This is a genomic window from Amycolatopsis sp. EV170708-02-1, assembly GCF_022479115.1.
Taxonomy (GTDB): domain Bacteria; phylum Actinomycetota; class Actinomycetes; order Mycobacteriales; family Pseudonocardiaceae; genus Amycolatopsis.
Genome location: NZ_CP092497.1, coordinates 6,512,090 through 6,532,225 on the forward strand (window position 1 = coordinate 6,512,090; position 20,136 = coordinate 6,532,225).

At 70.1% G+C, this 20,136-nt stretch carries 16 protein-coding genes and 1 pseudogene; 8 read left to right on the forward strand and 9 right to left on the reverse strand.

Annotated elements, in window-relative coordinates:
- Positions 1-128 precede the first annotated feature (128 nt).
- Positions 129-1,376 (forward strand): Bcr/CflA family multidrug efflux MFS transporter, encoded by a 1,248-nt coding sequence (locus tag MJQ72_RS29575; RefSeq protein WP_240594346.1) that lies wholly within the window; start codon positions 129-131, stop codon positions 1,374-1,376.
- A 34-nt stretch (positions 1,377-1,410) separates the two neighbouring features.
- Here MJQ72_RS29575 and MJQ72_RS29580 read toward each other — a convergent pair whose 3' ends face one another.
- Complete coding sequence (locus tag MJQ72_RS29580) at positions 1,411-2,640, reverse strand: NAD(P)/FAD-dependent oxidoreductase (RefSeq protein ID WP_240594347.1); 1,230 nt, start codon at positions 2,638-2,640, stop codon at positions 1,411-1,413.
- 196 nt (positions 2,641-2,836) lie between these two features.
- Between MJQ72_RS29580 and MJQ72_RS29585 the strand changes: the two genes are divergently transcribed.
- The 3 genes from MJQ72_RS29585 (at position 2,837) to MJQ72_RS29595 (ending at position 7,010) form a co-directional block, all read left to right on the forward strand.
- Positions 2,837-3,055 carry a hypothetical protein gene (locus MJQ72_RS29585; protein WP_039922712.1) on the forward strand — a complete coding sequence of 73 codons (219 nt, stop codon included), beginning with the start codon at positions 2,837-2,839 and terminating at the stop codon, positions 3,053-3,055.
- A 58-nt stretch (positions 3,056-3,113) separates the two neighbouring features.
- A complete protein-coding gene (locus tag MJQ72_RS29590; RefSeq protein WP_240594348.1) occupies positions 3,114-5,087 on the forward strand; it encodes an SDR family oxidoreductase in 1,974 nt (657 codons plus the stop codon).
- A gap of 114 nt (positions 5,088-5,201) precedes the next feature.
- The gene (locus MJQ72_RS29595; protein ID WP_315860767.1) at positions 5,202-7,010 is read left to right on the forward strand and encodes a hypothetical protein; all 1,809 of its coding nucleotides are present in this window, start codon (positions 5,202-5,204) and stop codon (positions 7,008-7,010) included.
- Positions 7,011-7,082: 72 nt separating this feature from the next.
- On the opposite strand, the gene MJQ72_RS29600 is transcribed toward MJQ72_RS29595, so the two are convergent.
- A complete protein-coding gene (locus tag MJQ72_RS29600; protein WP_240601450.1) occupies positions 7,083-8,399 on the reverse strand; it encodes a PLP-dependent aminotransferase family protein in 1,317 nt (438 codons plus the stop codon).
- 118 nt (positions 8,400-8,517) lie between these two features.
- On the opposite strand from MJQ72_RS29600, the gene MJQ72_RS29605 reads away from it, so the two are divergent.
- Positions 8,518-9,345 carry an ABC transporter ATP-binding protein gene (locus MJQ72_RS29605; protein WP_240594350.1) on the forward strand — a complete coding sequence of 276 codons (828 nt, stop codon included), beginning with the start codon at positions 8,518-8,520 and terminating at the stop codon, positions 9,343-9,345.
- 32 nt (positions 9,346-9,377) lie between these two features.
- Positions 9,378-10,034 (forward strand): O-methyltransferase, encoded by a 657-nt coding sequence (locus tag MJQ72_RS29610; RefSeq protein WP_240594351.1) that lies wholly within the window; start codon positions 9,378-9,380, stop codon positions 10,032-10,034.
- Between the two features lie 124 nt (positions 10,035-10,158).
- Here MJQ72_RS29610 and MJQ72_RS29615 read toward each other — a convergent pair whose 3' ends face one another.
- Positions 10,159-12,099 carry a transglycosylase domain-containing protein gene (locus MJQ72_RS29615; protein ID WP_240594352.1) on the reverse strand — a complete coding sequence of 647 codons (1,941 nt, stop codon included), beginning with the start codon at positions 12,097-12,099 and terminating at the stop codon, positions 10,159-10,161.
- Positions 12,100-12,199: 100 nt separating this feature from the next.
- On the opposite strand from MJQ72_RS29615, the gene MJQ72_RS29620 reads away from it, so the two are divergent.
- Together MJQ72_RS29620 and MJQ72_RS29625 are read left to right on the forward strand one after the other, a co-directional pair.
- A complete protein-coding gene (locus tag MJQ72_RS29620; protein ID WP_240594353.1) occupies positions 12,200-12,529 on the forward strand; it encodes a helix-turn-helix transcriptional regulator in 330 nt (109 codons plus the stop codon).
- Between the two features lie 4 nt (positions 12,530-12,533).
- Positions 12,534-14,204 (forward strand): SulP family inorganic anion transporter, encoded by a 1,671-nt coding sequence (locus MJQ72_RS29625; RefSeq protein WP_240594354.1) that lies wholly within the window; start codon positions 12,534-12,536, stop codon positions 14,202-14,204.
- Here the strand turns inward: MJQ72_RS29625 and MJQ72_RS29630 are convergent.
- From MJQ72_RS29630 to gcvT, 6 genes and pseudogenes are all read right to left on the reverse strand, one after another.
- Complete coding sequence (locus MJQ72_RS29630) at positions 14,178-14,900, reverse strand: FadR/GntR family transcriptional regulator (RefSeq protein ID WP_240594355.1); 723 nt, start codon at positions 14,898-14,900, stop codon at positions 14,178-14,180. The genes MJQ72_RS29625 and MJQ72_RS29630 overlap by 27 nt on opposite strands.
- An 88-nt stretch (positions 14,901-14,988) precedes the next feature.
- Entirely contained in the window at positions 14,989-16,362 is a 1,374-nt protein-coding gene (locus MJQ72_RS29635; protein WP_240594356.1) for an L-serine ammonia-lyase, read from the reverse strand.
- A 16-nt stretch (positions 16,363-16,378) separates the two neighbouring features.
- A complete protein-coding gene (gene lipA / locus MJQ72_RS29640) occupies positions 16,379-17,380 on the reverse strand; it encodes a lipoyl synthase (RefSeq protein WP_240594357.1) in 1,002 nt (333 codons plus the stop codon).
- On the reverse strand, positions 17,377-18,645 hold the full coding sequence (gene glyA, locus MJQ72_RS29645; RefSeq protein WP_016336368.1) for a serine hydroxymethyltransferase: 1,269 nt from the start codon (positions 18,643-18,645) through the stop codon (positions 17,377-17,379). The genes lipA and glyA overlap by 4 nt, the downstream gene beginning before the upstream one ends.
- 1 nt (position 18,646) lies before the next feature.
- Positions 18,647-19,015, reverse strand: a pseudogene (gene gcvH, locus MJQ72_RS29650) (glycine cleavage system protein GcvH); the annotation flags it as partial.
- Positions 19,016-19,040: 25 nt separating this feature from the next.
- A complete protein-coding gene (gene gcvT, locus MJQ72_RS29655) occupies positions 19,041-20,132 on the reverse strand; it encodes a glycine cleavage system aminomethyltransferase GcvT (RefSeq protein WP_240594358.1) in 1,092 nt (363 codons plus the stop codon).
- Positions 20,133-20,136 lie beyond the last annotated feature (4 nt).

The following is a 20,136-nucleotide window of genomic DNA, read 5'->3' on the forward strand; positions in this document are numbered from 1 at the left end:
CCGGGATTTGTCCGGAAAAGTGATCGGATCAGTCTTGTGAAGTCCGGGTGGCGAGACTCACAGCGGGAATAGTTACCTACTCTAAGCAAGTTATTCCTCGCGGAACCATGACTGGGGAAGGAACGAGCATGACCATCGCGCCCGAGCGAGTGGAAGAACCTGTCGCGCGGCCTCTCACGACCGGACGCGCCCGGTTCGTCCTGATCCTCGGCGGCCTGTCCGCCTTCGGGCCCCTGTCCATCGACATGTACCTGCCCGCGCTGCCGCAGATGGCGGGCGAACTGCGCGCCGCGGACGCCACCGTCCAGCTGACGCTGAGCGCGTTCATCATCGGGCTCGCCCTCGGGCAGCTGATCCTCGGACCGCTGTCCGACGCGATCGGCCGCCGCAAACCGCTCGTGGCCGGGCTCGCGCTCTACATGGTCGGCTCGATCCTGTGCGCCGTCGCCCCGACCGCCGAACTGCTCATCGCCGCCCGCGGGGTCCAGGCCTTCGGCGCCGCGGCGGGCATCGTGATCGCCAGGGCGACCGTGCGCGACCTCTACTCCGGCACCGCGATGACGAAGTTCTTCTCGCTGCTCATGCTGGTCAACGGGCTCGCCCCGATCCTGGCGCCGATCATCGGCGGCCAGATCCTGAACTGGACGTCGTGGCGAGGCGTGTTCGTCTGCCTGACCGTGTTCGGCGCGGTCCTGCTGGCCGTCGTCTTCTTCCTCCTGCCTGAGCCGCTGCCCGTGGAGCGCCGCACGCCGGCGCGGTTCGGCTCGGTGCTGCGGAAGTACGCGAGCCTGCTGGGCGACCGCGGCTTCCTCGGCTACGCGCTGGCCTCCGGGCTCATGTTCGGCAGCCTGTTCGCCTACATCTCCGGCTCGTCCTTCGCGCTGCAGGGCGTCTACGGGCTCAGCCCGCAGGCGTACAGCCTGGTGTTCGGGCTCAACGGCATCGGCATCGTGGCCGTCGGGCAGCTGAACGGGCGCATCGTCGGACGTTTCCCGGAGCGGACGCTGCTGACCGTCGGTCTCGTCATCGCGGCGGTGGCCGGATTCGGCGTGCTGGCCGCGACGGTGCTGGACCTCGGGCTGATCGGGCTGCTGATCCCGCTGTTCATCCTGGTGTCGAGTATCGGCATGGTCGCGCCGAACGCGAGCTCGCTGGCGCTCGCCGAACAGGCGCGGTCCGCCGGTTCGGCGTCGGCGCTGCTGGGCGTGCTGCAGTTCGTCGTCGGCGGGCTGGCGACGCCGCTGGTCGGGCTGGGCGGTCCGGGGACCGCGGTCCCGATGGGGATCGTGATGGCGGGCTTCGGCGTTCTCGCGCTGCTGGCCTTCGGGACCATGACGCGACCCGCGACGGCAGCCTTGGCGGTCGCGCAGGCGTAGGGGCTCGTGAGTGGCTAGGACGGTTCTAACCGTCCTAGCCACTCACGAGTCCGTTGAGGTCGGCGGTCCTCAGCTGCTCCGCGGTCACGCTCGTGCGTCCCTCGACCAGGGCCTTCAACGCGTCCCCGTCGTCCCATTGGTTGACGTTCATCGCGGCGGCCACCTGCCCGTCCCGCAGCCAGAACGCCGTGAAGTCCCGCGCCGCGAGATCGCCCCGCACCACGAGCTCGTCGCTTTCGGGATCGGCGAGGCCCCGGTACTCGCACCCGAGGTCGTACTGGTCCGAGAAGAAATACGGGCTCCGCAGGTACGGCTCGTTCTCGCCCAGCAGGTTCCCGGCAACGTGCTCGCCCTGCCACTTCGCGTTCGACCAGTGCTCGACGCGGACGCGTTTTCCGTAGCGGGGGTGGAAATGCGCGGCGATGTCGCCGATCGCGTAGACGTCGGGCGCGGCCGTCCGCAGGCCGGCGTCGGCGCAGACACCGCCGTCGTCGGACAGTTCCAGCCCGGCGGCGTGCGCGAGGTCGACCCGCGGCGCCGCGCCGACGGCCACCAGCACCACATCCGCGGGGAGCTCGTCACCACTCTGAAGGCGGACGCCGGTCACCCCGTCCGGGCCGCCGGTGAATCCCGCGACACCTTCACCCAACCGCCAGTTCACGCCGTGCTGGGTGTGGAGGTCCTTGAAGACGCCGGACACCTGCTCGCCCAGTACCGCGAGCAGCGGCGAGCCGACCTGGTCGACCACGGTCACCTCGGCGCCGTGTTCCCTGGCGGCCGCCGCGGCCTCGGTCCCGATCCAGCCCGCGCCGACGATCACCACCCGCCGGGCGTCCTTGAACGCCGAGCGGAGCGCCAGCGCGTCGTCGAGGGTGCGCAGGGTCCGCAGCCCCGGCAGATCCCCGCCGGGTACCGGCAACGAGCGCGGCCGGGAGCCGGTCGCGAGCACGAGCCGGTCGAAGCGGTGTTCGCCGCCCTTGTCGTCGTGCACGAGCCGCGAGCCGAGCTCGATCTTGGTCGCGGTCGCGCCGCCGGAGAACGCGATGTCCTTCTCGCCGTAGAAACCCTCGTCGTGCACCCAGTCGGGTTCATCCGTCTTGCCCAGCAGAAGCCCCTTGGACAAGGGCGGTAATTCGTACGGGCGATGCGTATCGGTGCCGAGGAGCACGACTTCGCCCTCGTAGCCGCGTTCACGCAGCGTCCCGGCGGCCGTCGCCCCGGCGAGACCGGCGCCGACGATGACGATCTTCCTGGGTTCGGACATCCATGACCTCCCAAGCAGTCCCTCCCTCGGACGCTACTCCCGTTCCTCCCCATCCGGCCTAGCGAGAGCGGAAGTCGATCACGATATGAAGGATCGGTTAACCCATCAGTAGGAACATGGGGTAACCGGCGTCACGCCCCCGAAACCGCCCCGTCCCAGCCTCGGACGAGAAAGGGAGATCATGGGATACGGGAGGATGAGGACGTTGGCACCCCGGGACGAATGGTCGGTCGGCTGCCGGGATCTCGCGGGCAGGCGCAGGGACGTGACGGTGTTCGTGAGCAGCGACAAGATCGTGCTCGTGGCGCCGCCCGGAGAGGCCGCCGTACTCGGGCCGCTGGACGTGGGGCGCCTGCGCGCCGCGCTCCGCGACGCCGTGGTCGCGGTGGCCGAACATCCGGACCACAGCGAATGACAACTACCGTTCCTACTTCTGAGTAGGTAGAGTCGGCTCCGTTCGGAAGGAGCCGGCCATGACCACCTACTTCGTGACGGGCGCGACGGGCTTTCTGGGAAAACGCCTGGTCGCGCGCCTACTACGGCGACCGGAGACCGTAGCCGTCCACGTTCTCGTGAGGGAGACCTCACGCGGGAAGCTCCCGAGCCACGAGAAGCTCGTTCCCGTCACCGGCGATCTGACCGAACCCTCGCTGGGCATCGATCCCGCCCGCATGGGCCATCTCGACCACGTCGTGCATCTCGGCGCGATCTACGACCTCACCGCGGACGAGGCGGCGAACCGCGCGGCCAACGTCGACGGCACCCGCAACGTCCTGGAGTTCGCCGCCGCCGCGAAGGCCGGGCTCTTCCACCACGTCTCTTCGATCGCGGTCGCCGGGCAGTACGCCGGGCGCTTCACCGAGGCCGACTTCGACCTCGGCCAGGGTTTCGCGTCGCCGTACCACGCGACGAAGTTCGAGGCGGAGAAACTCGTGCGACGGCACGGGAAAACACCGTTCCGCGTGTACCGGCCGTCCGCCGTGGCCGGTGATTCGCGCACCGGTGAGATGGACAAGATCGACGGCCCGTACTACTTCCTTCCCGCGATCTCGCGGCTCGCCACGCTGCCCCGCCGGCTCCCTCTCGCCGCCCCGGATCTCGGCGCGACGAACCTCGTCCCGGTCGACTACGTCGTCGAGGCGATGGAACACCTCATGCACGTCGACGCGCCCAGTGGCAGCACGTACCACCTCGCGTCGCCCCGGCCGCAGCCGCTGCACGAGGTCTACAACGCCTTCGCGCGGGCCGCGGGCGGGCCGAAGATCTCCGCCGTCCTTCCCGCCCGGCCGTCCGGAGCCCTCAAGCGCGCCGGCACCCGGCTGGCGAAATCCACGGCCGCCGGATTCGACCGGGTCCCCGGCGGGCGGTCGGCCCGCGCGGCGGTGCTCGCGGAGCTCGGCATCCCGCTCGAAGTCCTGCCGCATCTGAGCATGGAGGTCGACTTCGACACGAGCGCGACCACGGCCGCGCTCGAAGGCAGCGGGATCACCTTGCCTCCACTGAAGGAGTACGCCGGTCCGCTCTACCGGTACTGGCTGGAGCACCTCGATCCCGATCGCGGGCGCCGGCGTCCCGGGCCGGAGCCGCTGGTCGGCCGGAAGGTCCTCATCACCGGCGCGTCCTCGGGGATCGGGCGCGCGTCCGCGCTGGCCGTCGCCGCGAAGGGCGGCGAAGTGATCCTCGTGGCCAGGCGTGCCGACGAACTCGAAGAGGTCCGCGAGCAGATCGTCGCGGCGGGCGGCAAGGCCTCGGCGTACCCGTGCGACCTCACCGACGGCGGCGCCGTCGACGCTCTGGTCAAGGACGTGCTCGCCGCCCACGGCGCCGTCGACATGCTGGTCAACAACGCGGGCCGCTCGATCCGGCGGTCGCTTTCGCTGTCCACCGAACGGTTCCACGACTTCGAGCGCACGATGGCGATCAACTACTTCGGGCCAGTGCGGCTGACGCTGGGGCTGCTGCCGTCGATGACCGCGCGCGGCTTCGGGCACGTGGTCAACGTGACCACCCAAGGACTGCAAACGGACACACCGAGGTTTTCCGCTTACCTGGCCTCGAAGGCCGCGCTGGAGGAGTTCGGGCTGACCGCCGGCCGGGAAACGCTTTCCGACGGCGTCACCTTCACCTCGGTCCGGATGCCGCTGGTGCGCACCGACATGATCGCCCCGACCGGCTCCTATCGAGGCATGCCGTCGAGCTCCCCCGAACGCGCCGCCGCGCTCGTGGTGAAGGCACTGGAGAAACGACCGGAGATCCTGAACCTGCCCGAGGGCACGGCCGCCGAACTGGTGACGCTCGTCGCACCGAAGACGGCGCGGTTCTTCGCCCACCTCGTCTACCGCGCGATGCCGGAGTCCGCGCCGGAATCCCGTGGCCTGCCCCGGAAGGCCCCGCTCGCCTCGGTGGCGGGCGCGGTCACCCGGCTGGTCTGGCGCCGTCGTCCCTGACGTCCCGCCGCCGGGGCTCGATCGGGGGACGCCCCCGGCCGCTACCATCGGTTTCCGATACGCCGGGGGGTCGGCGGGCACGGGCCGAGGTAGGGACGACCGGGAAGGGGCAGTGTGGACGTCGCCAGTCCCCCACTGTCGGCCGGACCGGATGCCGAGGTGGTACGTCCGTCCAGGACAGTGCTGCGGCTTTCCCTGCACGCGGCGTGGGTGCTCGCGCTCGCCGTCGCCACCGAACTCCGGGTGGGGCGCTTCGGTTTCCACCCGTCGGACCAGGGTTTCATCCTCGCCCAGGCCTGGCGGGTGCGGCACGGGGAGGTCCCGCACTCGGACATCATCTCCGCGCGGCCGCTGGGTTCGGCGTACCTGCACATCGTCGATTTCCTGGTGCCGGGGCCGCTGTTCTTCGTCTCCAGCGTGCTCAGCATGCTGGAGATCATCCTGGCGACCATCGCGTTCGCGGTGCTGGTCACCCGCCGCCGCGTCCGTGACTGGGGGCCGGGGCTCACCGGGCTGACGGCGGCCGCGTCGCTGCTGAACCTCAACGCGTTCCCGCTGATGGCGTGGCACACGATCGACGGCATCTTCCTGACCGCGTGCGGCGCCTGGGCGCTGGATTCGGGGCTGCGCAACGGCAAGGCGTGGCCGCGACGGCTCGGCCTGGTGCTGCTGGGCACCTCGGTGTTCGTCAAGCAGAGTTTCGCGCCGGTGCCGCTGATCGCGTTGTGCTGGCTGCTGCTGCACCCGTCGCTGCGCGAGGGCGCGTTCCGCACCGGCCGCTGGTGGGGGCGGCTGGCCTGGGATCTCTTGGCACTGGGCGCTTTTCTGCTCTTCTACGTCGGAATCGTCACCCTCGACGGCGGGCTCGGCGCGATGGCGGAGCAGCTCACCGGCGGTCTGCCCGCGTACGGCGAGCGGCTTCTCGGGCTGTGGCTGGAAAATCCCGCGTCCCTGCTGAGTCCACCGGTGCGGGGCTTGACCTTCTTCCTGATCGCCGGGGTGTTCCTGGCCCTGCTCGGGATCTTCCGCGACCGTGCCGGTTTCACCGGGGCGATCCTCGCCCGGCTGCTGCTCCTGGCGGGCGTGGCGGTGGTGGTCGGTACGGTCGTCGACGGGCACTTCACCGGCGCGTCGCGCTGGGCGGACGTCCTCTGGTGGATCCTCGGTGTGGCGCTGCTGGTGAACTGGGCGTCGGCGCGGCGGTTCTCACGTATGGGCGCGCTGGTCTTCGCGACCGGCTTCATGACCAGCCTGTCGTGGGGGAACGACACCCCGACGTTGTTCACCGGGACACTGGCGCTGACGGCGATCCTGCTGCTGGCGGACGCGCTGCCGCCGCTGCCGGCACCGTCTCGCCGGATCGGTCTGGCGGGGGCCACGGCGATGGGCCTGGTCGCGGTGCTGGCGTCGGGCTGGGCCGTGGTCGCGCATCACGACGAAGCCGCGTACCTCGACATGGCGCACGAGAAGCTGACCGGCGACCTCGGCAAGGTGACGCCGTCGATGCGCGGGATCCGGACGAACCCCGGCACCTTCACCTACATCTCCCAGATCCAGGACTGCGTCACGCGTTTCCCCGCCGGGCGCACGGCCGTCCTGCCCGACAACCCGTTCGCCTATCCCGCCTTCGGCCTGCGCAACCCGTTCCCGCTGGAATGGCCGCTGCCGCTGGAGATCGTCGCCGACGCCCCGGAACGCATGCTCGCGACGGCCGACGGGCTCAACCGCGACGGCGACTACCTGGTGCTGTTCCAGACCGTGAGCATGCCCGCGCTGGCCAAGGGCGGGCCGGTGCCCGCGCAGGTCGCGGGGGACGCGCCGATCTTCGACTACCTCGGGCTGGAGAACGCGCTGCGGTCGCGGCTCACCGGGCAGACCGTCACCTGCGGCAGCTTCATCGGCAAGTGGGCGCCGCGCCCCTGACGCGTTTCGTCCTCTGAATGCGGTGGTTGGCGACGCGAACTACCGCATTCAGAGGACGAAACGCGAGGGGGATCAGTCGACGCCGGCGTCCTCGGGGCGTCCGGAGGCGAGTCCGGCGAGGACGTCCAAAGCGGCCGCGAGCGTTTCGAGCGGCGGCGACGAGACGGCGAGCCGCACCGCGTTCGGGGCGTGACCGGGGACGACGGCGAACGCGGCCGCCGGGGTGACCGCGATCCCGCGTCGCGCGGCCGCGGCGACGAAGGTCTCGGCGCGCCAGTGTTCGGGGAGTTCCCACCAGCAGTGGTACGCCCGCGGATCGGCGCGCAGGGTGAACCCGGCCAGGCGCTCCGCCGTCACCCGCTGGCGTTCCGCGGCGTCGAGGCGTTTCGCCCGTTCGACGGTTTCCAGCGTGCCGCCGGTGATCCACCGGGTGGCGGCTTCGACGGCGAGCCGGGGTGCGACCCAGCCACCCGAGCGCACGGCCGCGGCGAGCCGTTCCGTCCATGCCGCCGGGACGGCGAGGAAACCGGTGGTCAGTCCCGGGGCGAGCCGTTTGGACATGCTGTCGGTGAACACCGTGCGTTCCGGCGCGTACGCCGCGAAGGGACGGACCTCGGGCCGGAGGAAGGTGTAGATCCCGTCCTCGATCACCGGGATGTCCATCCGGCGCACGGTTTCCGCCAGCTCGACGCGGCGCTCTTCGTCCATTGTGGACCCGAGCGGGTTGTGCAGCGTCGGCTGGACGTACAGGGCGCGAACGGACGCGGCTTCGAGCGCCTCGGGGATGAGGCCCCTGTCGTCGGTCTCGACGGGCACCAGCTGGACACCGAGCCGCCCGGCGAGCGCCTTGACCACGGGGTACGTGACGGCTTCGACGGCGAGCCGTTCCCCCATCGGCACGAAGGCGGCGATGGCGGCCGCGATGGCCTGGCGCCCGCTTCCGGCGAAGAGGATTTCAGGCGTCCAGCCGTCCTTCGCGAGTAGCCCGGCGACGGCGTCACGCGCCTGCTTCGAGCCCGAGACGCTTCCAGGCCGCAACGCCGCTGTCAGGACGTCTTCACGCAGGAGCGGCTCGAGCGCCTTCCCGACCAGCGCGGACTGTTCCGGGAGGACGGCGAAGTTGAGTTCGAGGTCGACCGTCGCGCCGCCCGGTTCGGCGAGCGCGGTCTCCAGCGGCGGGCGCCCGGCGCGCACGAACGTGCCCCGCCCGACCTCGCCGACCACGACACCCCGCCGGACGAGTTCGCCGTAGACCCTGGCGGCGGTCGAGTTCGCGATCCCGCGTTCGCGGGCGAACCGCCGCTGCGGGGGCAGCCGGTCGCCAGGACGGAGCCTCCCTGCCTCGACGTCGGCGGAGATCTCGTCCGCGACTATCCGGTAGTCCTCCATGCCGTCCTTCGATCGCACCGAGTGCATTCACACGATTGCACCGCGGATCATGCCATCGAAGCACGACTGCGACGTACGGAACACCACAACTGCGGACTCCTAGGTTAGCCTAACCTGCGTGGAGACCGTGGAAACCCTCACCGAGCAGAGCACGACGTCCCGCCTGCACGCGGACGCGCTGACGCTCGCCTACGACGGCCGTACCGTGGCCGAAGACCTCGGGGTGGTCATCCCCGACCGGTCGTTCACCGTCATCGTCGGGCCGAACGCCTGCGGCAAGACGACCCTGCTGCGCGCGCTCGCGCGGATGCTCAAACCGCGCAAGGGTTCGGTGTTCCTCGACGGCCAGGTGATCAGCTCCTTCCCCGCCAAGGAGGTCGCCCGGCGGCTCGGCCTGCTGCCGCAGAGCTCGATCGCGCCCGACGGCATCACGGTCGCGGACCTCGTCGCGCGCGGCCGGTACCCGCATCAGCGCCTGCTGCGCCAGTGGTCCCGTGAGGACGCCACCGTGGTCGCGGAGTCCATGCGCGCCACCGGGGTCGACGACCTCGCCGAGCGGCTGGTCGACGAGCTGTCGGGTGGCCAGCGGCAGCGCGTGTGGATGGCGATGGCCCTCGCACAGGAGACTGATCTCCTGCTGCTCGACGAGCCGACGACCTATCTGGACATCGCGCACCAGATGGACATCCTCGACCTGTGCGCGGAACTGCACCAGGAGCAGGGCCGCACGCTGGTCGCGGTGCTGCACGACCTCAACCACGCCGCCCGCTACGCGACGCACATGATCGCGATGCGCGGCGGAGAGGTCCTCGCGACCGGAGCGCCCGAAGAGGTCGTGACCGCCGCGAACGTCGAGAAGATCTTCGAGCTGCCCTGCCGGGTCATGCCGTGCCCGGAAACCGGTACCCCGCTGGTGATCCCGAAAGCCGGACGCCGCGCAGCCTGACCGCCTCGGAGTAGGTTGGCGGCGGAGGTGCCATGTCACAGCAACTGTGGTCCGAAGTGGACGACTATCTGTCCGGGGTGCTCGTCCCGTCCGATCCCGCCCTCGAAGGCGCGCGGCAGGCGTCGGACGAGGCCGGGCTGCCCTCGATCGCCGTCGCGCCGAATCAGGGCAAACTGCTCAACCTGATGGCGAGGATGATCGGCGCCCGGTCCATCCTGGAGATCGGCACGCTCGGCGGGTACAGCACGATCTGGCTCGCCCGTGCCCTGCCGCCGCAGGGCAGGCTCGTCACCCTCGAATACGACCCGAAGCACGCCGAGGTCGCGCGCGGCAACATCGAAGCGGCCGGGCTCGGCGGCCTGGTCGACGTCCGGGTCGGCAAGGCGCTGGACCTGCTGCCCTCGGTCGAGGGCCCGATCGACCTGGCGTTCATCGACGCCGACAAGGCCAACAACCCGGCCTACTTCGAGGCATCGCTGAAGCTCGTCCGGCCCGGCGGCGTGATCGTGGTCGACAACGTCGTCCGCGGCGGCGCGGTGACCGACGCCGCCAGCGAAGACCCGAACATCCAAGGCATCAGGCGGCTGCACGAGATGATCGCCGCCGAACCCCGCGTCGACGCGACGGCGATCCAGACGGTCGGCAGCAAGGGCTACGACGGCCTCACCGTCGTACTCGTGAAGCCCTGACCCAGGCGCCCGCGCGTGCCCGAAGGCGTAACTCGCGTGTCTGAAGGCGTAACTCGGTGTGCGGCCCCTGAGCACGCGAGTTACGTGTCTGAGCACGCGAGTTACGTGCCGCGTCACGCCGAGGTCATCGCGGAGCCGTCGTGGCGGGCCGCGGGCCGGAGCCGTCCGGCCAGCGCGCCGGCTGTCCTCGGTGGACACCGTTCATGAAGCCCTGCCAGATGTCCGCCGGAAGGGTCCCGCCGGTCAGTTTCTCCCCGGCGGCGTCCCGCATCCGGCGCGGCTCGTCGGAGCCGACCCAGACCGCGGTCGCGAGTTGCGGCGTGTAGCCGGCCGCCCAGCCGCCGGCGTTGTCGTCCGTCTCGTTGAACCGGAAGTCGCCGGTCTTCAGCGCCGCCGGGCGATCCTTCAGACCCGTGGCGAGCACCTGGCTCATCGTGCCCGCGATCCGGCGGCTCAGCGCCTCGTCGCCCTGGAACGCGGGCGTCTTGTCCGACGGCCGTTCCCACACCACTTCGCCGTTCTCGTCCCGGATCTTCGACACCAGATGCGGGGTGGCGCGCATACCGTCGGCGGCGAAGGTCGCGTACGCACCCGCCATGTCACTGGGGCGTAAGGGATACCGGCCGACCGCGATCCCCGGTCCGATCAGGAACCCGTCCTTCTCGCGCAGGGTCACGGCGCCGTCGACGGCTTCGGGGATCCCGGCCGCGCGAGCGCCGTCGCGGACCGCCTCGGCGCCGAGCTTCTTCGCCAGGTCGACGAACGGGCCGTGAGCGCCCCGCCCCATCGCCTCGCGCAGCGTGCACTTCCCGGCTTCGCCGCACTGGTCCTGGAACTGGAAGGTCTCGCCGAGGAAGTCGACCGACGCCGGTGCCTTCAGCGGTTCGTCCACGTTCACACCCCGTTCGAGCCCGGCGGCGAGGATGAAGGGCTGGAACGTCGAGCCGGTGCCGTACGGGGTGCCCGCGTAGTCGTGCACGCTCCAGCCGCCGCCGTTGTAGGCGCGGATGGCCCCGGTCCCGGGTTCGACGGCGACCAGCGACGCGCGGAAGTGCTCCGGCTGCCCCTTCAACCGCTCCTTGACCGTCTTCTCGGCTTCGGCCTGCGCACGCGGATCGATGGTCGTCTCGACCTTCATCGCGCCGCCGCGGAGCCGGTCGAGCGGGTAGCCGACCTGCTCCAGTTCCGCGAGGACCTGCTGCTTGATGTGGTACTGCTCGTAGGTGACGCGACCGGCGCGGGTCTCCGACGGCGCCTGGATCGCGTCCTCCGGATAGGTCATGGCGACCGCTTCGGCCTGGCTGACGTAGCCGCGCGCGACCAGTTTGTTCACCACGTAGGACCAGCGCTTCATGGCGTGCTCGTGGCTGGAGGCGTACGGGTCGTGCACCGAAGGCGACTGGATCATGCCCGCGAGGAAGGCCGCCTCGCTCCAGGTCATCGAGTCGTCGAGTTTGCGGCCGAAGTAGGCGTTCATCGCCGACGCCGGGCCGTAGGTGCCGCGGCCGAACGAGATGATGTTGACGTAGCTTTCGAAAATCTCTTTCTTGGTCTGCTGCTGGGTGATCTTCGTGGCGAGCACGAGCTCGGAGAACTTCCGCGTGAGGGTGGCGTCCTCGTTGCCGGTGGACTTCTTGATGTACTGCTGGGTGATCCCCGAGCCGCCGCCGACGCCGGTCACCAGCGCGCGGCCGAGCCCGGTGAGGTCGAAACCCTCGTTGTCCCAGAAGGTCGGGTCCTCGGTCGCGACGATCGCGTCGCGCAGTTTCGCGGGGACGGCGTCGTAGGGCACGAACAGCCGGTCGCCGCCGGGCGGGACCACCTTGAGCAGTTCGGAACCGTCGGCGTTCTGCAGGACGACGGTCTTGTCGAGATCGGCGAGCACCTCTTGCGGGCTGCGGACGTCGAGCAGGACGTACGCGAGCCCGAACGCGACGACCGGGATGCCGATCACCAGGCCGAGCGTCCAGGCGGCGACCCGTCGCCACCTGCGCTTCTTCCGTTTCGGCTCCGGGGTGGCCGTGGTCTCCGACTCGGGTGCGTCTGCCTCATCCGGGTTTTCCACGCCAGGTTAGACGCCCGAACGAGTGAAAAGGTTGTGGGAAAGTCACCGAATGGCCACCGGTTCACGACTTGAAGAATTCTTCATTTGATAATGTGCTCAGATGCCCGTCCCCCTGTACCAGGCGAAGGCGGAGTTCTTCCGCATGCTGGGCCATCCGGTCCGGATCCGTGTACTGGAGCTGCTCGCCGAAGGCCCGAAGGCCGTCCGTGAACTGCTCGCGGAGATCGAGGTCGAGGCCTCCAACCTCTCGCAGCAACTTGCCGTCCTGCGCCGGTCGGGCATCGTCACCTCGACCCGCGACGGCTCGACGGTGGTGTACGCGCTCGCCGGCGGCGACGTCGTCGAGCTCCTGCGCGCGGCCCGGCGCATCCTCACCGAGCTGCTGGCCGACCAGAACGTCTTGCTCGCCCAGCTCCGCGACGCGGAGTGACGCCGTGGCGGGTCTGAGACTTTCGGAACTGCGCTCGCTCCTGCCCGGACGCGAAGACCTGCGGACGCTCAAACGCGCTCCCCGGCGCGACCTCACGGCAGGCCTGACCGTCGCGATCGTCGCCCTCCCGCTGGCGCTGGGCTTCGGCATCTCGTCCGGGCTCGGCGCCGAAGCCGGGCTGGTCACCGCGATCGTCGCCGGCGCGCTGGCCGCGATCTTCGGCGGCTCCAACCTCCAGGTCTCCGGCCCGACCGGGGCGATGACCGTGGTGCTGGTGCCGATCATGGCCACGCACGGAGCGGGCGGCGTGCTGACGGTGGGCCTGCTCGCCGGGGTGTTGCTGCTCCTGCTCGCGGTCGCCCGTGCCGGCCGGTACATGCGCTACGTGCCGACGCCGGTGGTCGAAGGCTTCACGCTGGGCATCGCCGGGGTGATCGCGTTGCAGCAGGTCCCCGCCGCGCTCGGCGTCGCCACCCCGGAAGGCGAGAAGGTGGCCGTCGTCGCGGCGAAGGCGGTGGCCGATTTCGCCGCGCATCCGGCCTGGCCGTCGATCGCGGTCGCGGCCGGCGTCGCCGCCCTGATGCTGCTCGGCGCGAGGTGGCGGCCGTCGATCCCGTTCTCGCTGGTCGCGGTGGCCATCGCGACCCTCGTGAGCCACTTCGCGCAGCTGCCGGTCGCACGTATCGGCGCCCTGCCCAACGGTCTTCCCGCGCCTTCGCTGGACTTCCTGGATCTGTCGACCCTGGGCGCGTTGGCGCCCTCCGCCGTCGCGGTCGCGGCGCTGGCCGCGCTGGAAAGCCTCCTCTCGGCCACGGTCGCCGACGCGATGAGCGTCAACGAACGCCACGACCCGGACCGGGAACTCTTCGGGCAGGGTCTCGCGAATCTCGTCACCCCGCTGTTCGGCGGCGTACCCGCCACCGCGGCGATCGCGCGCACCGCGGTCAACGTCCGCGCCGGGGCGAAATCCCGGCTCGCCTCGTTCACCCACGCGTTGGTGCTGGCGGTGATCGTCTTCGCGGCGGCGCCGCTCGTGGCCACGATCCCGATCGCGGCGCTCGCCGGGGTGCTGCTGGCCACCGCCGTCCGCATGGTCGAGGCGGGCTCGGTCCGCGCGCTCCTGCGCTCCACCCGGCGTGACGCGCTGGTCCTCGTGCTCACCGCGGGCGCGACCCTGATCCTGGATCTGGTCACCGCGGTCATCCTCGGCCTCGTCGTGGCGGGCGCGCTGGCGCTGCGGGCGATCGCGAAGGCGGCTCGCGTCGAAGAGGTCGCGCTCGACCACGCCGATCACGCGGCCGAGGAGCGGGCGCTGCTGGACGAGCACATCGTCGCGTTCCGGCTCGACGGACCGCTGGTCTTCGCGGCGGCCCACCAGTTCCTGCTGGAGCTGTCCGAGGTGGCCGACGTCCGGGTGGTCATCCTCCGGATGTCACGGGTGTCGGCCATCGACGCCACCGGCGCCCTCGTCCTGCGCGACGCCATCGAACGCCTCGAACATCGCGGGATCACGGTCCTGGTGTCGGGGATCAGGCCGGGCCACGAGAAGGTGCTCGACGAACTCGGCGTCGCGGACCGGCTCCGCGCGGAGGGCCGGGTGTTCCCGGATACGCCGCACGCCATCGATTTCGCGCACGCGCTGCTGACCTCAAGCGAGGAAGGCGCGAAGCAGTGAAGCGGTCCCTTCGACGTGTTCCGTCATCGCCCGGCGGGCCGCCTCGGAGTCCCCGGCGAGGATCGCGTCGACGATGGCCTCGTGCTGGGCGTTGGAATGCTCCAGATTCGGTTCGAGCAGCGGGATCATGTCGAGCAGCTGGTTGACCCGCATCCGCGCGTCGGCCATCGCGGTGGTCAGCGAGCCGGACGCGGTGACCTCGGCGATCGCCAGGTGCAGCCGCGAATCCTTGCGTCGGTAGTCGCCGACGTCGGCCGCCGCGGCCTCGGCGAGCGTGCTGGTCAGATGCTGCCGGTCGGCCGGGCTGAGCGAACGCGCGGCCGCCATCTCGGCGGCGCCGGTCTCCAGGACGTGCCGGAGGCCGAGCACGTCCTCCAGCGTGGCGTTGTCGACCTTCCGGCCGTCGGCGGCGGGCGGGTCGGGCAGGACGTCGTTGACGAACGTGCCGCCGTACCTTCCACGCCGCGACTCGACGTATCCCGCGTCGGACAGCGCGCGGATGGCCTCGCGCAGCGTCACCCGGCTGACCCCGAGCCGCTCGGCGAGCTCACGTTCCGAAGGCAGCCGCTCCCCCGCGCCCACCACGCCCAGCCGGATCGCCTGGAGCAGCCTTTCGACGGTCTCCTCGAAGGCGTTGCCCGCGCGCACCGGGCGGAACAGCGCGTCACCCGCGTTCGCGACCGTGCTCGACTCCACTCTTCGAGTTTAGGCGGCCCGCGATTCGTCCTCTGGATGCGGTACTTGCGTGTGCAACTACCGCATCCAGAGGACTAAACGCGGGGCATCAGCATTCGATGACGTTCACGGCGAGGCCGCCGCGAGCTGTCTCCTTGTACTTCACGCTCATGTCGGCACCGGTCTCGCGCATCGTCTTGATCGCCTTGTCCAGCGTCACGACGTGCGAACCGTCGCCGCGCATCGCCATCCGCGCGGCGTGGATCGCCTTCGACGCGCCGACGGCGTTGCGCTCGATGCACGGGATCTGCACCAGGCCGCCGACCGGGTCGCAGGTCAGCCCCAGGTGGTGCTCGACGCCGATCTCGGCGGCGTTCTCCACCTGCGCGGGTGAACCGCCGAGGACCTCGGTGAGCCCGGCGGCGGCCATGGCGCTGGCCGAACCGACCTCACCCTGGCAGCCGACCTCGGCGCCCGAGATCGAACCGGTCTGCTTGAGGATCGAGCCGATCGCGCCCGCGGTGAGCATGAACGTCACGATGCCGTCGTCCGACGAGCCCCGGATGAACCGCTGGTAGTAGTGCAGGACGGCCGGGATGATCCCCGCCGCGCCGTTGGTCGGCGCGGTGACGACACGGCCGCCCGCGGCGTTCTCCTCGTTGACCGCCAGCGCGTACAGGCTCACCCAGTCCATCGCGTACAGCGGGTCGCCGACGCCGTCCTCGGCGAGCAGCTTCTCGTGCAACGCCTTCGCACGCCGAGGCACCTTCAGGCCACCCGGCAGGACGCCCTCGTGCTCGCACCCGTTGCGCACGCATTCCGCCATGACCTGCCAGATCTCCAGCAGCCCTTCGCGGATCTCCTCGCGCGTGCGCCACGAAAGCTCGTTGCGCAGCATGATCTCGCTGATGGGCAGCCCGGTGTCCTCGCAGTGCTTCAGCAGATCCGCGCCGGTGCGGAACGGAAACTCCAGCCGGGTCGAGTCCTCGACGACGACGGTGTCGGTCTCGTAGGACTCGTCGCGCACGAACCCACCGCCGACGGAGTAGTAGGTGCGCTCGCGCAGCACCTTCCCGTCGGCGTCGAACGCGCGGAAGATCATCCCGTTCGGGTGCGCCGGCAAGGACTTCCGCCGGTGCATGGTCAGGTCGGTGTCCTCGACGAACACGATTTCGTGCTCGCCGCGCACCCGGAGCCTGCCCGATTCGCGGATCGCCGCGATCTTGCCGGGCACGGTGTCGGTGTCGATCTCCTCCGGCCGCTCCCCGGACAGCCCGAGCAGCACGGCCTTGTCGCTGCCGTGCCCGAACCCGGTCGCGCCGAGCGAGCCGAAAAGCTCACTCTGGACGCGGGCCGTTGCGGCGAGGTCACCGTCCGCCGCCAGACCGTCCACAAAGGTCAGCGCGGCGCGCATCGGGCCCACCGTATGGGAGCTGGAGGGGCCGATGCCGATCGAAAACAGGTCGAAGACGCTGATCGCCATTGATCTGCCCTCCTTCCTATCTGGCCAGCAGTGAGCTGGCCTCTTGGGCCGCGGGCCCTTCGGCGGCGAGATGGGCCAAATTCTCCGACAGCGGTTCGCCGCGGTGGGCCTTCGTCTGGGCGAAAAGGCGACCGGCCCGATACGACGAGCGTACGAGCGGCCCGGCCATCACACCAGCGAAGCCCATCGCTTCGGCCGCCTTCGAATGCTCGACGAACTCCTCCGGCTTGACCCACCGGTCCACCGGATGATGCCTGGGCGAAGGGCGCAGGTACTGGGTGATCGTGAGGATCTCGCAGCCCGCGTCGACCAGGTCCTTCATCGCGGGCGCGACCTCCTCCGGCGTCTCGCCCATGCCGAGGATGAGGTTCGACTTCGTCACCAGGCCCGCCTCACGGGCGCGGGTGATGACCTCCAGCGACCGCGCGTACCGGAAACCCGGCCGGATCCGCTTGAAGATCCGCGGCACCGTCTCGACGTTGTGCGCCAAAACCTCCGGCCGCGAGCCGAACACCTCGGCCAGCTGGTCGGGATCCGCGTTGAAATCCGGGATCAACAGCTCGACACCCGTACCCGGGTTCAACGCGTGGATCTGCCGCACGGTCTCCGCGTACAGCCACGCGCCGCCGTCCTCCAGATCGTCACGCGCGACGCCGGTCACCGTCGAGTAGCGCAGGCCCATCGCCTGGACGCTTTCGGCGACCTTGCGCGGCTCGGTCCGGTCCAGCGCCTCCGGCTTGCCCGTGTCGATCTGGCAGAAATCGCAACGCCGCGTGCACTGGTCCCCACCGATCAGGAACGTCGCCTCACGGTCTTCCCAGCATTCGTAGATGTTGGGACACCCGGCCTCCTCACACACGGTGTGGAGGCCTTCGCGCTTGACCAGTCCCTTGAGCTCCGTGAACTCCGGACCCATGCGGGCCCGGGTCTTGATCCACGGCGGCTTCTTCTCGATCGGGGTCTGCGCGTTGCGGACTTCCAGCCGGAGAAGTTTGCGCCCCTCGGGGAGCGCGCTCATCGGTTGAGGTCCGCGTACAACGGGTGCTTCTTGGCCAGCAGTTCGACCCGGGCGGACAGCGACTGGCGCAGGTCCTCGTCGAAGTCCGGACGCAGCGCCTCGGCGATGATGTCGGCCACCTCGGCGAAGTCCTCGGCGCCGAAGCCGCGGGTCGCGAGCGCCGGGGTGCCGATCCGCAGGCCGGAGGTGACCATCGGCGGGCGCGGGTCGAACGGGACGGCGTTGCGGTTGACCGTGATACCGACCGAGTGCAGCCGGTCCTCGGCCTGCTGACCGTCCAAAGTGGAGTTGACCAGATCGACGAGCACCAGGTGCACGTCGGTGCCGCCGGTCAGCACGCGGACGCCCGCTTCGCTGCAGTCCGTGCGCGAAAGGCGGTCGGCCAGGATCTTTGCGCCTTCCAGCACACGCTGCTGGCGCTCGCGGAACTCCTCGCTCGCGGCGATCTTGAGCGCGACGGCCTTGGCGGCGATGACGTGCTCCAGCGGACCGCCCTGCTGGCCGGGGAACACCGCCGAGTTGATCTTCTTGGCGAGTTCCTGGCGGGACAGGATGATGCCGCCGCGCGGGCCGCCGAGGGTCTTGTGCGTGGTCGTGGTGACGATGTCGGCGTAGGGCACCGGGCTCGGGTGCAGCCCGGCCGCGACCAGACCGGCGAAATGCGCCATGTCGACCATGACCTTCGCGCCGACCTCGTCGGCGATGCGGCGGAACTCGGCGAAGTCGAGCTGGCGCGGGTACGCCGACCAGCCGGCGATGATCAGCTTCGGCTTGTGCTCCTTGGCGAGGCGCTCGATCTCCTCGATATCGACGATCCCGGTCTCTTTGTCGACGTGGTAGGCGACGACGTTGTAGAGCTTGCCCGAGAAGTTGATCTTCATCCCATGGGTCAGGTGCCCGCCGTGGGCGAGGTCGAGACCGAGGATGGTGTCGCCGGGGTTGAGCACCGAGACCATGGCGGCGGCGTTGGCCTGCGCGCCCGAATGCGGCTGGACGTTGGCGTGCTCGGCACCGAAGAGGGCCTTCGCGCGGTCGATCGCCAGCTGCTCGATCACGTCGACGTGCTCACAGCCGCCGTAGTAGCGGCGGCCGGGGTAGCCCTCGGCGTACTTGTTCGTCAGCACCGAACCCTGCGCCTCGAGCACGCCCACCGGGGCGAAGTTCTCCGAGGCGATCATCTCCAGGGTCGACTGCTGCCGGTCGAGTTCGGCCGCGACGGCGGTGGCGACCTCGGGGTCCACTTCGGACAGGGCAGCGTTGAACATGTCAGTTCTCCTGGGTAAGCACGGCGTACGCCTGGGCGTCGAGCAGGGCGGGCACGTCGCCGGTCAGACGCACCTTCAGGAGCCATCCTTCGGCGTACGGGTCCGAGTTGATGAGCTCGGGGGTGTCCGTTGTGGCCTCGTTCACCTCGACGACCTCGCCGTCCACGGGTGCGTACAGCTCGCTGACCGATTTGGTCGACTCGACCTCGCCGAACACCTCGCCCGCGGTGACGGTGTCGCCGACCGAGGGAAGCTGGACGAACACGATGTCACCGAGCGACTCGGCGGCGAAGGCGGTGATGCCCACGGTGGCGACGCCGTCGGCGACGTTCAGCCACTCGTGTTCCTTCGTGTACTTCAGGTCCTGGGGATGCTCATGATCAGAGGAGGGCCTTTCAGGCGCGGGAGTAGAAGGGCAGGGCGACGACCTCGACGGGCTCGATACGGCCCCGGATGTCGACGGAAAGCTCGGTGCCGGGCTCGGAGTGCTCCCGATCCACGTAGGCCATGGCGATCGGATAACCCAGCGTCGGCGAAAGGGCACCGCTGGTGACCTCGCCGATCTCGGTCTCGCCGGCCAGGACGGTGTAGCCGTGGCGCGGGGCGCGGCGGCCCGAGCCCTTGAGCCCAACGCGAACGCGGGGAACGTCCTTCTTGGACAGCTCTTCGAGCGCGGCCTTGCCGACGAAGTCGTTCGGCTTCTCGAATTTGACCACGCGGCCGAGGCCGGCCTCGAACGGGCTCAGCTGGAGGCTGAGTTCGTTGCCGTACAACGGCATTCCGGCTTCGAGACGCAGGGTGTCGCGGCAGGCGAGGCCCGCCGGGAGCAGGCCGTGCGGCTCGCCGGCGTCGGTCAGGATGCGCCAGACGGCGGGAGCCTCACCGGCCGGGACGTACAGCTCGAAGCCGTCCTCGCCGGTGTACCCGGTGCGGGCGAGCAGGACGTCGTGCCCCTTCACGACGGCCGGGACGCTCGCGTAGTACTTGAGCGCGCCCAGGTCGGCGTCGGTGACGGCGCCGAGGATCTCGACGGCCTTCGGGCCCTGGACGGCGATCAGCGCGACGTCCTCGGACTTGTTCTCGACCACCGCGTCGAAACCCGAGACCCGCTCGGCCAGCGCTTCCGCGACCACGGTGGCGTTGCCCGCGTTGGCCACGACCAGGAACTTCTCGTCGGCGAGCCGGTAGACGACCAGGTCGTCGAGCACGCCGCCGTTCTCGTCGCAGATCATCGTGTAGCGCGCCCGGCCCGGCTTCACGCCCGACAGGTTGCCGACCAGCGCGAAGTCGAGGGTGTCGGCGGCCTGCGGGCCGGTCACCTCGATCTCGGCCATATGCGAGAGGTCGAACAGCCCGGCGGCCTCGCGGACCGCCTTGTGCTCCGCCAGTTCGCTGGAGTAGCGGATCGGCATCGACCAGCCCGCGAAATCGGTGAACAGCGCACCCAGTCCTTTGTGGACTCCGTGCAGGGACGTCTCTTTCGACATCAAG